16 protein-coding genes are annotated in these 13,068 nt (G+C 52.2%); 13 read left to right on the top strand and 3 right to left on the bottom strand.

The genetic code is table 11. From position 1 onward, the window contains the following. The first annotated feature begins 2 nt into the window (after positions 1 to 2). Together E0F26_RS02235 and gcvH are read left to right on the top strand one after the other, a co-directional pair. Positions 3 to 1,205, top strand: coding sequence for a UbiH/UbiF/VisC/COQ6 family ubiquinone biosynthesis hydroxylase (locus tag E0F26_RS02235; RefSeq protein ID WP_279242420.1), 1,203 nt, complete (start codon positions 3 to 5; stop codon positions 1,203 to 1,205). A 276-nt stretch (positions 1,206 to 1,481) separates the two neighbouring features. Next, on the top strand, positions 1,482 to 1,874 hold the full coding sequence (gcvH, locus tag E0F26_RS02230) for a glycine cleavage system protein GcvH (protein WP_279242419.1): 393 nt from the start codon (positions 1,482 to 1,484) through the stop codon (positions 1,872 to 1,874). Here gcvH and E0F26_RS02225 read toward each other — a convergent pair. Further along, entirely contained in the window at positions 1,871 to 2,527 is a 657-nt protein-coding gene (locus E0F26_RS02225) for a histidinol-phosphatase (protein WP_279242418.1), read from the bottom strand. The genes gcvH and E0F26_RS02225 overlap by 4 nt on opposite strands. Before the next feature lie 135 nt (positions 2,528 to 2,662). Here E0F26_RS02225 and E0F26_RS02220 point away from each other — a divergent pair, with 135 nt between their 5' ends. The 11 genes from E0F26_RS02220 (at position 2,663) to E0F26_RS02170 (ending at position 11,184) form a co-directional block, all read left to right on the top strand. Next, positions 2,663 to 3,214 (top strand): RNA pyrophosphohydrolase, encoded by a 552-nt coding sequence (locus tag E0F26_RS02220; protein WP_279242417.1) that lies wholly within the window; start codon positions 2,663 to 2,665, stop codon positions 3,212 to 3,214. Between the two features lie 33 nt (positions 3,215 to 3,247). Continuing rightward, positions 3,248 to 4,039, top strand: coding sequence for a prolipoprotein diacylglyceryl transferase (lgt, locus tag E0F26_RS02215; protein WP_279242416.1), 792 nt, complete (start codon positions 3,248 to 3,250; stop codon positions 4,037 to 4,039). Positions 4,040 to 4,047: 8 nt separating this feature from the next. Further along, a complete protein-coding gene (locus E0F26_RS02210; RefSeq protein WP_279242415.1) occupies positions 4,048 to 4,881 on the top strand; it encodes a thymidylate synthase in 834 nt (277 codons plus the stop codon). A gap of 2 nt (positions 4,882 to 4,883) precedes the next feature. Continuing rightward, positions 4,884 to 5,414, top strand: a complete 531-nt coding sequence (locus tag E0F26_RS02205) for a dihydrofolate reductase (RefSeq protein ID WP_279242414.1) — start codon at positions 4,884 to 4,886, stop codon at positions 5,412 to 5,414. A gap of 192 nt (positions 5,415 to 5,606) precedes the next feature. After that, positions 5,607 to 6,389 carry a DUF3450 domain-containing protein gene (locus E0F26_RS02200; RefSeq protein WP_279242413.1) on the top strand — a complete coding sequence of 261 codons (783 nt, stop codon included), beginning with the start codon at positions 5,607 to 5,609 and terminating at the stop codon, positions 6,387 to 6,389. 1 nt (position 6,390) lies between these two features. Continuing rightward, on the top strand, positions 6,391 to 7,809 hold the full coding sequence (locus tag E0F26_RS02195) for a MotA/TolQ/ExbB proton channel family protein (protein WP_279242412.1): 1,419 nt from the start codon (positions 6,391 to 6,393) through the stop codon (positions 7,807 to 7,809). A 29-nt stretch (positions 7,810 to 7,838) separates the two neighbouring features. Beyond that, positions 7,839 to 8,357, top strand: a complete 519-nt coding sequence (locus E0F26_RS02190; RefSeq protein WP_279242411.1) for a MotA/TolQ/ExbB proton channel family protein — start codon at positions 7,839 to 7,841, stop codon at positions 8,355 to 8,357. 22 nt (positions 8,358 to 8,379) lie between these two features. Further along, positions 8,380 to 8,787, top strand: a complete 408-nt coding sequence (locus E0F26_RS02185) for an ExbD/TolR family protein (protein ID WP_009471946.1) — start codon at positions 8,380 to 8,382, stop codon at positions 8,785 to 8,787. 3 nt (positions 8,788 to 8,790) lie between these two features. Beyond that, entirely contained in the window at positions 8,791 to 9,210 is a 420-nt protein-coding gene (locus E0F26_RS02180; RefSeq protein WP_279242410.1) for an ExbD/TolR family protein, read from the top strand. Positions 9,211 to 9,214: 4 nt separating this feature from the next. Then, positions 9,215 to 9,835: an energy transducer TonB gene (locus tag E0F26_RS02175; protein WP_279242409.1), complete on the top strand. Its 621-nt coding sequence runs from the start codon at positions 9,215 to 9,217 to the stop codon at positions 9,833 to 9,835. After that, positions 9,835 to 11,184, top strand: coding sequence for a tetratricopeptide repeat protein (locus tag E0F26_RS02170; protein ID WP_279242408.1), 1,350 nt, complete (start codon positions 9,835 to 9,837; stop codon positions 11,182 to 11,184). The genes E0F26_RS02175 and E0F26_RS02170 overlap by 1 nt, the downstream gene beginning before the upstream one ends. 63 nt (positions 11,185 to 11,247) lie before the next feature. Here E0F26_RS02170 and E0F26_RS02165 read toward each other — a convergent pair whose 3' ends face one another. Together E0F26_RS02165 and pyk are read right to left on the bottom strand one after the other, a co-directional pair. Further along, on the bottom strand, positions 11,248 to 11,454 hold the full coding sequence (locus E0F26_RS02165; RefSeq protein ID WP_009471942.1) for a cold-shock protein: 207 nt from the start codon (positions 11,452 to 11,454) through the stop codon (positions 11,248 to 11,250). A gap of 155 nt (positions 11,455 to 11,609) precedes the next feature. Continuing rightward, the gene (gene pyk, locus E0F26_RS02160; protein WP_279242407.1) at positions 11,610 to 13,067 is read right to left on the bottom strand and encodes a pyruvate kinase; all 1,458 of its coding nucleotides are present in this window, start codon (positions 13,065 to 13,067) and stop codon (positions 11,610 to 11,612) included. Position 13,068: the final 1 nt, after the last annotated feature.

Raw genomic sequence — 13,068 nt, 5'->3', positions numbered from 1 at the left:
GGGTGGCTGATTATCAAGTCGATATCGTCATTGTTGGCGCAGGTGTCATAGGACTTTCTGCAGCCTTGGCGCTCGCACCGACCAAGCTCAATATTGTGGTGCTTGACGCTCAGCCATCACATCGCCCCCCTCCAACCCAACGCGCTTTATCGGACTGGGCACCTCGAGTCACCGCGCTGACACCGGCATCAACTAAGTTCCTGTCTGAACTGGGGGCTTGGCAAGCGATTTGGGAGGGTGGTCGTGTCGGACCGTATACCGATATGGTGGTGTGGGACTCTGAGGGGACCGGGCTTGTAGAGTTCGATGCTAAATCGCTTTCACTCGATGCACTGGGTTACATCGTTGAGGCCCCGATAACCACTGATGCGCTCGTTAATCTGGCCAATCAAACCGCCAATATCACAATCGAGTGGGACACGTGGTTGGCGCAATTAGATTTCGATGATCACCAAGCGACTGTGGTCACTCGTGCTGGGACAAACATTCGTGCGCAATTGGTCATTGGCGCCGATGGCGGGCGATCAGTGAGTCGTGAACTGGCAGGCATTCGCACCCGTCAGTGGTCTTATGGTCAAAAAGCGATTGTGGCTACTGTGCGCGTGGCACCGGGACACGCATCAGCATGCTGGCAGGCGTTCTTGCCGACCGGCCCACTCGCGCTTCTCCCCCTGTCGGAGACAGACCTGTGCTCCATAGTTTGGTCGCTTGATGATCAGGAGGCCGAATCCTGGATAGAGGCCGATGACGGCGCCTTTTTGAAGGGGTTAAATCTGGCTTTAGGCGGTAGAGGCCCGCAGGTGATTGACGTAAGTGAGCGCCAGCTTTTCCCTCTTGTGCAATGTCATGCGATTGATTATTTGCGTGACCGTTTCGTATTGGTTGGAGATGCCGCGCATGCCATACACCCTCTTGCAGGTCAGGGAATAAACCTGGGCTTGTCAGATGCAAAGGCGCTTGCTGCTGAGGTGCTGCTGGCACACAAGCGTAATACAGAATGGTGGAGCCCCACTGTTTTGAAGCGTTACGAGCGTCAGCGTAAAGGGGATAATCTAGCCATGATGGCTGCCATGCAAGCCTTTAAATGGGGGTTTGGCAGTCGCCACCCCGCGGCGACCATGCTGCGTAATGCCGGGTTGACTGCGGTGGATGCCATGCCCTTAGCAAAGCGCTGGTTTATTAAGCAGGCGGTGGGAGAGGGTTAAGTGCAAAAAGGCTCGCGAGAAAGCGAGATTTGCTACACGGGGTAGGTGTTCCATCTCACTAATACACCCCGCCTTCAAACCCTGCTGTTAGACCCTGTCGTTACACCTCGACGTTAAGCTCTGCATTTTAAAACCCGCTTTTAAAACCCGCTTTTAAAAAGAGTACCGAAATTTCGGAAAACCCCTACGGATTGGTAATCCTGAGCCTGCTAATTCCCCGCGTGTCGGACTACAATATGACGATTGTTTGTTTAATTGATATCGAGGAAAGCGTTCATGAGCCAGAATCCACCTGAACTTTATTACGCAAAGACCCACGAGTGGGTTCGTCGTGAAGAAGACGGAACGGTAACCGTTGGTATTACCGAGCACGCTCAAGACGCGCTGGGTGATGTCGTGTATGTCGAAACGCCAGAGGTAGGTGACTCGATAGCGGCTGGTGATCAGGCTGGCGTGGTTGAGTCAGTAAAAGCCGCGTCGGATATCTATGCGCCTTTGACCGGTGAGGTTGTTGCGACAAACGAAGGGCTCGAGGATGCACCCGAGACAGTCAATTCAGACGCGTTCAATGACGGTTGGTTCTTTAAGCTACAACCCCAAGATATCAGTGAGCTCGATGCATTGATGTCTGCCGAAGAGTATGAGCAGCTTTGCGATGAAGAAGATTAGCCTCGCAACGAAATAACGTCCCAGCCCTTGCGCACGGCTTCCTCGCGGAGCCGGTCGTCTGGGTCTACAGCAACAGCCCGATCTACGGCCCTAAGGAGCGGAAGGTCGTTGTGAGAGTCGCTGTAAAAGACCGCATTTTCCATAGACTTTTTGTTTTCTTCACACCACGTTTGCATGCGCGCCACTTTGCCTTTTGCAAACGACGGCACGCCCGTAGGCTTCCCCGTGTAATACCCCTCTATGATCTCGGCTTCACAGCCTATTAAATGCTCCACACCCAGGCGGTCTGCAATGGGCTGAGTGACGAGGGTGTTAGTCGCCGTAATGATGACGAGCGTATCGCCGAGCGCTCGATGCTGCTCTAAAAGCGCAAACGCAGCGTCCAGTAAAATAGGCTCGATATGATCCCGGACGAATTGTCGCTGAAGGGGTGCGAGCGTCTCTTTTGTCATCCCGGTCATTGGGCCCAAAGCGAAGGTTAGATACTCGTCGATATTGAGCTCACCATTTTTATACTGATCATAAAAATGCGCATTCAGCGCTTTATGCTCGATGGCATCAACGCGCCCTTGGCTGACTAAAAAGTCACCCCACAGATGGTCCGAGTCGCCAGCGATGAGTGTGTTGTCGAGATCGAAGAGCGCAAGCCCCATGTAAGTTCCTTGGTTTAACGTGACGCTAAATAAATGACGTGTAAGCGCGGCGGCCTACGATGTGGGACACTACGCATGGGAGAGTTTAGTACATATGTGTTTTGTCGGTTGAGAAATGCATCGAAAAGGACTTCTGTGAGTACATCAGAAAAAGATCGGGTAATTGATGAGGCGGGCTTTCGACCCAATGTCGGTATCGTCGTGACTAACCATAGTGGGCAAGTGCTATGGGGTAAGCGGGTAAAGGGCCGAGATTCGTGGCAGTTTCCTCAGGGCGGAATCAACTCGGGCGAGAGTCCCGAGCAGGCAATGTACCGTGAGTTGCAAGAAGAAATAGGGCTGCTTCCAGAGCACGTCACCCTGTTGGGCGTTACCAATGGGTGGTTGAGATATCGATTGCCCTCTAAATATATTCGTAAGCATGAAACGCCCATTTGTATTGGACAGAAGCAGAAGTGGTTTTTGTTGAGGCTTGATGCGCCGGATGACGCTGTTCGACTCGATTGCGATGAGACCCCAGAGTTTAAAGACTGGGAGTGGGTGAGTTACTGGTATCCGATTTCGTCGGTCGTCGATTTCAAGCAGCAGGTCTATCGTTCAGCGTTGTCCGAATTATCTGGGCTCACCCTGCCCGGCCCGACAGCAAAACAAAAATCCAATTCGCGGCGCCGCCGGCGAAAGCGATAGCGCCAAAAAGCCAGGGAAAGTTTAAGGTAGATAATGATCCAGTATCCCAATATCGACCCGATTGCACTCTCCGTGGGTCCCGTCTCAATCTATTGGTACGGGCTAACCTACGTCGGTGGGCTGATCTTCGCTTGGTGGCTCGGAAGGCACCGAGCGCAGCTAGCGGGTTCCCCGATCAAAGTAGACCAAATTGACGACCTGATTTTTTACGCAGCGCTTGGCATTATTGCCGGTGGGCGCATCGGCTATGCGCTTTTTTATGGGTCGGGTTCGCTTGTGGACGACCCCCTCAGAATCGTTCGTATTTGGGAGGGCGGCATGTCCTTCCATGGTGGGTTCCTAGGCGTCGTTGTAGCGATGTGGTTCTTATGCCGACATCACAAAATTGAGTTCGGGGCGTTGGTTGATTTCATTGCACCACTTGCGCCCGTCGGTCTTGCTTTAGGTCGACTGGGGAACTTTATTAATCAGGAGTTGTGGGGGCGCCCCGCTGACGTGCCATGGGCAATGGTTTTCCCCAACGATCCGAGTGGGTTGGCGCGCCATCCATCCCAGCTTTATCAATTTGCCATGGAGGGCATGCTGCTCTTCGGGCTGTTATTTTGGTTCACCCAAAGACCCAGGCCTCGATGGTCGGCGGCAGGTTGCTTTTTGCTGGGCTATGGGGTGCTTCGCTCAGCTGCAGAACTCTTCCGTGAGCCCGATGCTCACATAGGATTTGACGCACTTGGTTGGATCACCCGAGGGCAATTATTATCGCTACCCATGATTATTGTAGGTGCGGCGATTATCATATGGGCTTATAGGCGCGATGCCAGGTCGTAGGACGTAAAATGCAACAGTATTTAAATTTGCTCAAAGATATTCGTGACAACGGCGTTGACCGAGGAGATCGCACGGGCACGGGCACTAGGTCAGTTTTTGGTCGTCAGCTTCGCTTTGACCTAGCTGAAGGCTTTCCGATTCTGACGACGAAAAAAGTGCACTTTAAGAGTGTCGTCAACGAACTTATCTGGTTTCTTAATGGTGACACCAATACCCAATGGCTCCGTGAAAACGGCGTATCAATCTGGGACGAATGGGCTACTGAAGCCGGTGAGCTAGGTCCGCTTTACGGTGCGCAATGGGTTAATTGGCCAACACGAGACGGTGGCAGCATTAACCAAATCGATTACGTCATCGATTGCCTGCGCCACCGCCCTGAGAGTCGGCGCATCCTGTTTCATGCGTGGAATGTGGAATACCTTCCTGACGAGACGATGTCCCCTCAAGAAAACGTTGAGGCTGGCCGTATGGCGCTTCCGCCGTGTCACTTGCTTTATCAGTTCTATGTCGCGAACGGCAAGTTATCTGCGATGCTTTACATCCGCTCCAGTGATGCCTTCTTAGGCCTCCCTTTTAATATCGCGTCGGTGTCTTTATTGGTTCATATGCTGTGTCAGCAGGTAGAGCTGGAGCCGGGTGAAGTGGTCGTGACGATGGGTGACTGCCACTTATATAGCAACCATGCAGAGCAAGTAGAAACACAGCTCTCACGGCAGCCTAAGAGCAGACCAACGCTCGAGATTATGCGAAAGCCTAACAGCATCTACGACTATAGCTTTGAGGACTTCGCGCTTAGGGGCTATGACCCCGAACCCAACATTTCGGCCCCGGTCGCCATCTGATCATGCGAGTCGATGACAGTCTCCCTGTTGCGATAGTGGTCGCCGTTGCCGATAACGGCGTTATTGGTCGCGGTAATACCCTGCCTTGGCAGCTCCCAGATGATTTACAGCACTTCAAGCGGACAACACTTGGACGCCCTATCATCATGGGAAGAAAGACTTTTGAATCAATCGGTCGGCCATTACCGGGTCGGCTAAATATCATCCTTACGCGAGACGAAGCGTGGCGAGTGGATGGCGTGACAGTCGCTCATTCCATGGTAGAGGCGATTGATATCGCAGAAGGCCAGGCGCTAATCGATGGTGCGGACAGTGTGATGGTAATAGGTGGCGCTGAGGTCTACCGTCAGGCGATGCCGTTTGCGAGTCGCGCATTTTTGACGCGTGTCCACGGTAATGTGTCGGGTGATGCCTATTTCGACCTAACCGAATTCGCATCTTGGCGAGAAGTGACGAACACCTTTACGGAGGGTGGACTTCGAAACAGTCATGACTTTAGCGTTATCGAGCTCGAAAATACCCAAAGGGTCTAATATTTCTCGTTTTTGGCGGATTTCCGCTACCTGAAACATTGCACTGTATCTATCTTGGTTATAGAGTTCCTGTCACGCGTCGGCAGGTCGATAGCACCTATAAATAGATCTGCGGCCGAACAATTACCGTACCGACGACAAACGGTTCACTTGTGGACCACGAACACTTTTGCGTGAGGAAACACAAATCCCATGACTATCACTCGGCTTAAAACTTTTTTAGGCGCTGCGACCATCGCCGCCAGTTTCTTGGGTGGCGCAGCAGTAGCTAATGCTGATTCACTCGAAGCGATCATGCAGGTTGGTAAGGATCGCACGTCAGCAGCGCGATCTTCACAAGGCAAAATAGATCGCCTCGCGGATGAAACGCGCGATCTATTGTCAGATTACAAAACGGTTATGAAGCAAGTTGAGGGCCTCAAGGTCTACAACGCGCGCCTTGACCGTCAAATAGCCAACCAAGAGCGAAGAATCGCTGATATTGATCAGTCGATTTCGGACGCTGCGATTATTCAGCGACAGATCCCACCACTGGTGACACGGATGCTCGATGGCTTAGGCCAGTTCATCGACTTGGATATGCCATTTGACCTTGATACCCGTAAGGGAAACATCGAAGCCGTGCGCGCTAACCTCGATCGCTCTGATGTGACGTCAGCGGAGGCGTTCCGGCAGGTCCTTGAGCTTTATTCTATTGAGCTGCAATACGGACGGGGCATTGAGTCTTACTCTGACACGATTGAGGTTGATGGAGCCGCCCGAGAGGTCGACGTTCTTCGAATCGGCCGCGTTGCGCTCGTTGCACAGACCACCGATGGTGCTGAGACACGTGCATGGAATAACACTAATCGCAGTTGGGAGACGCTTTCGTCTGCCGACTACTCAGCGGCCGTTCGCAAAGCGGTCCGCATCGCCAAGAAACAGGCGACTATTGAACTCTTGAATATGCCTATCGCGGCACCGGAGGCTAACTAAGATGAATGCTAAGTTTTTGAAAGCAACAACCTTCGTCGTTGCGGGTATGTTTGCCGGTGTGGCCGTGGCGCAAGATCCAGCGGCACCAGAAGTGCCTGCAGGCCCCACGCCTCAGGAAGTCGCCGCTGAGAACATGAGCGAGCTCCTCGACCTCGTTAAGCAAGGCCGATCGCGTGCCGCCGGTGAAAACCGTGCGCGGGAGCAACGTTTTGCTCAAGACAAGGCAAATCAGCAGTCTGAGCTCAATCGCGCTGAGCGCGAGCGCGCTGCTGAAGAGCGTCGTTCGGCACGGCTCGAAAAGAAGTTCGAAGATAACGAACTCCTCATCGCCGCTAAACAGGAGAAGTTGAAAGAGCGTCTGGGATCACTGTCGGAGCTCTTTGGCCACCTCACCGCGGCTTCGGGCGATTTAGCGTCTAACATCGAGGTCTCACTGGTTAGTTCTGAGTACCCGAGTCGAGAAGGCTTTCTTCAGGGGCTAATCGCAAAAATGACTGGCTCTGATCAGCTTCCCCAAATCGAGGAAATTGAGAAGGTTTGGTATGAAATGCTCAACGAAATCACCCAGCAAGGTGTTGTGTCGCGCTTCACGGCAGAGGTTGCGACGCCCTCCGGTGAAATCGCTCAGCGAGAAGTGGTTCGTGTTGGTGCGTTCAACATTATCGACGTTGATGGAAACTACTTGACCTACGGCAATGAAAAGCTCGCTGAGTTGCCTAGGCAGCCGAGTGGCAACGCCGTCGCTAACGCCGCGTCGCTTGCCGATGCGACAGGTGGTCTCAGTCAGTTTGGTATTGACCCAACAGGTCCTACAGGTGGTTCGTTCCTAGCGGCGATTATTGATACGCCGACATTGGAAGAGCGCTGGCACCAAGGTGGTTATGTCGGCTACGCGATCACTGCAGTGGGTGTATTTGCTTTCTTGCTGGCCATTGCTCGGGTCATCATGCTGACCATGATGGGTGCCGCCGTTAACAGCCAGCTCAAATCAGGCGAAGCGAAGACGAACAACCCATTGGGTCGCGTTCTTTTGGTAAGCCAAGAGAATCCAAACATCGACACGGAGACGCTTGAGCTCAAGATGGCGGAAGCGGTGCTTCGTGAGACACCAAAACTGGAAGCTGGCCTCACGCTACTTAAGATCATCGCTGCCGTAGCGCCGCTGATGGGTCTATTGGGTACGGTGACGGGTATGATCATTACCTTCCAGGCGATTACGATCTTCGGTGCGGGTGACCCCAAGGCAATGGCTGGTGGTATTTCTAGCGCCTTGATCACTACGGTACTGGGTCTATTGGTGGCGATTCCTACTGTACTGCTTCACACCGTAGTAAACGGCCGAGCGCAGAAGATCATCCACATTCTCAACGAGCAGGCGACAGGCATTGTCGCTGAGCGCGCTGAGGCGGCGGGTAACTAAGCGACTAGCTAAGTACGGAGTAGAAGGCGATGGAATTGTTCGACACCATCTTGGCGTTCATGGATAAAGGCGGCAATGTCCTATGGATCATTGCCACCCTTGTCTTCTTCATGTGGACTCTGATTATTGAGCGCTTTATCTACTTTCTCGGAGGTGGCTGGAAGGCTGACCGTTTGATGACGGTTGATGTTTGGGAAGGTCGAGCGGAGCGCAAGTCATGGAACGCGAAGCAAATTCGCGTGAAGCTCCTGTCTGAGAGTAGAAGCTACATCAACGATAATATGAGCCTCATTGCTACGTGCGTTGCTCTGTGCCCTTTATTGGGTCTGCTAGGCACGGTGACCGGCATGATCGAGGTCTTTAATGTCATGGCGGTAACCGGTGGTGGTGATGCCAAGTCAATGGCCGGTGGCGTAGAGCGGTCCACCATTCCCACCATGGCGGGAATGGTAGCGGCGCTTTCTGGCTTGTTTGCGAATACGCAGCTTCAGCGCATGGCGTTGCGTGAGCAGCAGTTGTTGGAAGATCAACTGACTTCTGACCACTGATTGACTAACCGAGGAATTCGAAGTGAGAAAAATAGCTAAACAACGCGAGGAAGAAGGTGCGGAGATTGATTTGACGCCCATGCTGGACGTCGTGTTTATCATGCTCATCTTCTTCATCGTGGTGGCTTCCTTTTTGAAGGAAGCAGGACTGGAAATTAATCGTCCGGATGACAATCAACCCCAAGATCCTAATGACTCGGTAAGTATCGTTGTCGAAATTGCATCTGATAATCAGCTTTGGATGGAAAACCGTCGTGTTGATGTGAGAGCGGTTCGCGCGAATATTCAGCGATTGCTTGCTGAGGATCCGGAAGCACCCGTAACCATTAAGGTTGCGAAAGGCGCGACCACAGGGATTGTTGCTGATGTTGCCGACGCGGCGAGAGAGGCGGGTCAATACAACGTTAGTTGGGCCACCGACAAGGGTTAAGTTATGAGTTTACGAGACCAGGCGGGCGCATCTGCGGCATCACAGCAGGATGAAAGCCAAATTGATTTAACACCGATGCTTGATGTTGTGTTCATCATGCTGATCTTCTTCATTGTGACGTCTTCGTTCGTTAAAGAGCCCGGTGTAGAGATCGATAAGCCAGGGGCGGCGACAACTGAGGCCTGTCCTAATGGAACGATTATTTTTGCAGTGGATGACCAAGGTAAAATCCACTACAACAAAAACCAAATTAAACTTGAGCGTGCTAGCTTTTTAGCTAAAGCGGCGAAGGATGAGACGCCCCGAGCGAATATCGTGATTCAGGCCGACTACGACAGTCCAGGGTATGTCGTTGAGGAACTATTTGATTCATTGCGATCAACCTTCACCGCTCCTCCATGCCTTTCTACGATAGACGAGTAGTAAAATGCCAGCGACATTACGATCAATTATTGGAGCAGTCGCAGCGGTCCCCATCGCTTTAGGACTGTTTTATTTAATGCAGAGCCTCATTGACACTCAGTTTGAGCAAGAGGACGTCAAGACTCGAAAAATTGCGGACATCGTGGTTCCTGACAAAGTTATCGAGACTAATTTGAAAGAGGTCTTACCGGAAAAAGTAGAGGACCCCGACGAGCCGCCGCCCGATATGGAGCCGCTAGACTTCGATATGGACGTTGATATGAACGCCGCCAACATGGCCCCTACTGTGGCTATGAACGTGAGTATTAATGCATCAGGTCTGTCTTCCGGCGACGGTGAATACTTGCCTATCGTTAAAGTTGCGCCCATCTATCCTCGACGAGCACAGACGCGAGGTATTACCGGCTTTTGCATTGTGACCTACACCGTGACAACGACTGGTGCTATTCGCGATCCCTATGTGGAAAGTGAAACTGACTGCTCGCCCAAGGGGATTTTTGAGCGCGCGTCCATCAAGGCGGCGATGAAGTTTAAGTACAAGCCGCGGGTTGTTGATGGTCAAGCCATTGAAGTGGCGGGTGTGCAGAACAAATTTACTTATGAGCTCGAGGGAGGACGTCGATAATGACCGGAGTAACCTCAGGTATTAAGCGCCTACTTTCGGCTACGTGTATGGCCACAGTGGTCCTCGGCGCATCGGTTGTTCTCGATCGCGCGGGCGTCATAACGGCTGTTTCAGACGTCGCGGCGCAAGACAGCAGTGGCAAGAAGAAGCAAGAGACACGCAAGACACCTGCGCTGAGAAATAACATTTACGAGAAGCTCGCAGAAGCTCAGACGTTTGCTGAGAACAAGGATTACGTTTCAGCAGAGGCGGTTCTTAATGAGATGCTCGATGCGACCAGTAAGAAGCGGAAGCTAAACGCCTACGAGCTTGCCAACGTCTACAACACGTATGCGTTCTTGCGTTATGCGGTTGAAGATTACAAAGGCGCGCTGAACTATTATCGTAAAGTCATTGATCAGCGGCCCCAGATTCCGATTGCGTTAGAGGTGGGTACCCTTTTCACCATCGCGCAGCTCTATTTTCTTCAGGAAGACTGGCAAAAGGGTATCGATACACTGAATCAGTGGATGGCCGTTACAGAGATTCCTAATACAAACGCTTACGTACTCTTAGCGAATGGTTATTTCCAGCTGAAGGATTACGACAAGAGCTTAGAGAATATTCAAATTGCTATTGATCGTGAAGAGGCTGCCGGTAAGCTCCCGAAGGAGCAGTGGTATAACTTGGCGCGTTTTATTCATTTTGATCGCGATAACTTTGCCGAAGCACTCGATATCCTAGAAATTCTCATCATGTACTACCCAAAGAAGCAATATTGGGTGCAGGCCTCTCACCTTTACGGTGAGCAAAAAGATGAGGGCCGCCAGCTTGCTATCCTTGAAGCGACTTATGAGCAGAATCTCCTCGATAAAAGCCAGGACTTGGTTTTACTCTCGCAGCTCTACTTGAACGCGGAAGTACCTTATCCTGCGGCGAAGACGCTGGAAAAGGGCTTTAAGGACGAGATTGTCGAGGACGACTCGAAGAATTACGAGCTCGCCGGTGTCGCGTGGCGTCAGGCGCAGGAAGTAACGAAGAGCCTTCCAATGCTCGAGCTTGCTGCCGAAAAATCTGAAAAAGGCGAGCTGTATGCGCGTCTTGGCAGTGTTTACCTCGACGTGGATAAGAATAAAGCGGCCGTTGATGCCCTTAACAAAGGCCTAAAACGCGGTGGTGTTAAGCGTGCAGATCAAGCACGACTCGCGCTCGGCATGGCTTATTTTAATCTGGGTGAGTTTAATGCGGCACGAAAAGCGTTCCGCGAGGCAGCTAAAGACAAGCGAGCAAAATCATTCGCGCAGCAGTGGCTGAAGTACATTAACAGCGAGGAAAAGCGCCTCAACGAGATCGCTAAAGAGCTCGGCTAAACCTTTTATCGTAGATGTGAAAAAGCCGCCCTTGGGCGGCTTTTTTTTTACGGGAAGAGAATTCTAGACGGGAACAACGTTCTCAGCTTGTGGTCCTTTTTGGCCAGCTGTGACGGTGAACTCAACTTTCTGGCCATCGGCGAGAGTCTTGAAGCCATCACCTTGAATAGCACTGAAATGAACGAACACGTCGGGTCCGCCTTCTTGCTCAATAAAACCGAATCCTTTGGTTTCATTGAACCACTTAACGGTACCTGTAACTGTAGACATACTATTTTACCTATTACTTAAAAAATGTTTTGCGCAAATACGCTTGTTCGTCGAGGTGGATTGAGCCGCTATCGCAACGTCGACACACCCGAACGTGCCCCACTATAGGCGCATCGCCCGCGACAGTCTAATGAACATTTCATGTCGGTGACAATTCAGCCAACAGAAAGGAGCTTAATGGAGTCGGTTCCGCCGGCTTGCCCAACACGCGTCCCGTTTGTCATGAGTATAAAATCGCCCTTTGATATGAATCCCGCATCGTTGAGGAATTCCATTGTGCGAGCTTCAACGTCTCGGCTGTCAAAGGCACTGACATCGAAATAAAGCGGTATGACGCCTCGGCATAGCGCAAGGCGCTGAAGCGTTTCCGGATTTCGGCTTAAGGCAAAGATGGGTAATCCTGAGCTCAATCGTGACATCAGCATCGCGGTGCTACCGGTTTCTGTGTGAGAAGCGATGCCCGCGACACCGGGGAAGTGATTGGCCCCGTACATGGCTGACAGCGCAATGGTCTCTTGCGGCGAACGAAATTCCCGATCCTGGCGGTACCGAGACGTGCGGGCAACAGGGTGGCGCTCGGCACCCAGTGCCGCGCTTGCCATAGACCGAACAACCTCTACTGGATACGACCCCACGGCTGTCTCTGCGGAAAGCATGACTGCGTCTGTCCCGTCGAGCACCGCGTTTGCGACATCGAATACCTCTGCACGAGTTGGCATCGAATTTTCAATCATCGACTCCATCATTTGCGTGGCTGTGATGACCATTCGGTCTCGTTTACGCGTACGCGAAATGAGGTCTTTCTGAATGCCGATTAGCTGCGCATCACCAACCTCAATACCCAAATCGCCGCGCGCAACCATTACACCCTCGCAGGCGTCGATGATGTCGTCGAGTAAGCCGCTTTCCGCAACCACCTCTGCGCGTTCGATCTTTGCGATGATACCGGCGTTAACCCCTACTTCGTTTAGAAGGCTCCTCGCCTCCTCAATGTCACCAACGGAGGCCACGAAAGAGACGGCTACGAAGTCAGGCTGGATGCTCTCCATGCTCTTGATATCATTCTTGTCTTTCTCGGTGAGTGCAGGGGCGGCAATGCCTCCCCCTAGCTTATTAACGCCTTTTCGTGAACTAAGTTTTCCGCCGATGACCACCGTGCAACTGATGGTTGTCGCGCTCACGCTATCAACGCGAAGACGCATCTTCCCATCGTCCAAAAGCAGAATGTCGTCGACTTCGACGCTGTTAGGCAGGTCCTTATACTCAATGCCCACACAAGAGCTATCGCCTTCGTCGGAGCCCCTATCGAGGCAAAGATCGAAAGAATCTCCAGCGGTGAGCCTAACAAAGCCCTCACGGAACCCGGCAATGCGGATTTTCGGGCCTTGGAGGTCCGCTAATACGCCAACATATCGGTTGTGGTGTCTAGCTTGCTTACGTATACGACTCGCAACCCGCTGATGGTTGTCAGCAAGACCGTGGCTAAAGTTTAATCGAAAGACATCCACACCGGCGGCGATGAGCCGGCTGATCATGTCCTCACTGTCACTGCCTGGACCGACAGTTGCGACAATTTTTGTTCTGCGATGCACACGGGTGGTGTCTTTTGGCACG

The organism is Candidatus Paraluminiphilus aquimaris (assembly GCF_026230195.1).
Taxonomy (GTDB): domain Bacteria; phylum Pseudomonadota; class Gammaproteobacteria; order Pseudomonadales; family Halieaceae; genus Luminiphilus; species Luminiphilus aquimaris.
The sequence above is the reverse complement of the archived record's forward strand: the minus strand, read 5'-3'. Positions and strand labels throughout refer to the sequence as shown.

Bases quoted from the DNA above. Each gene is read 5' to 3' on its own strand.
- E0F26_RS02175 (WP_279242409.1), top strand. From the start codon at position 9,215: ATGCCAGCGACATTACGATCAATTATTGGAGCAGTCGCAGCGGTCCCC.
- E0F26_RS02180 (WP_279242410.1), top strand. From the start codon at position 8,791: ATGAGTTTACGAGACCAGGCGGGCGCATCTGCGGCATCACAGCAGGAT.
- E0F26_RS02225 (WP_279242418.1), bottom strand. From the start codon at position 2,527: ATGGGGCTTGCGCTCTTCGATCTCGACAACACACTCATCGCTGGCGAC.
- E0F26_RS02210 (WP_279242415.1), top strand. From the start codon at position 4,048: ATGCAACAGTATTTAAATTTGCTCAAAGATATTCGTGACAACGGCGTT.
- lgt (WP_279242416.1), top strand. From the start codon at position 3,248: ATGATCCAGTATCCCAATATCGACCCGATTGCACTCTCCGTGGGTCCC.
- E0F26_RS02170 (WP_279242408.1), top strand. From the start codon at position 9,835: ATGACCGGAGTAACCTCAGGTATTAAGCGCCTACTTTCGGCTACGTGT.
- E0F26_RS02165 (WP_009471942.1), bottom strand. From the start codon at position 11,454: ATGTCTACAGTTACAGGTACCGTTAAGTGGTTCAATGAAACCAAAGGA.
- gcvH (WP_279242419.1), top strand. From the start codon at position 1,482: ATGAGCCAGAATCCACCTGAACTTTATTACGCAAAGACCCACGAGTGG.
- E0F26_RS02190 (WP_279242411.1), top strand. From the start codon at position 7,839: ATGGAATTGTTCGACACCATCTTGGCGTTCATGGATAAAGGCGGCAAT.
- E0F26_RS02205 (WP_279242414.1), top strand. From the start codon at position 4,884: ATGCGAGTCGATGACAGTCTCCCTGTTGCGATAGTGGTCGCCGTTGCC.
- E0F26_RS02200 (WP_279242413.1), top strand. From the start codon at position 5,607: ATGACTATCACTCGGCTTAAAACTTTTTTAGGCGCTGCGACCATCGCC.
- E0F26_RS02195 (WP_279242412.1), top strand. From the start codon at position 6,391: ATGAATGCTAAGTTTTTGAAAGCAACAACCTTCGTCGTTGCGGGTATG.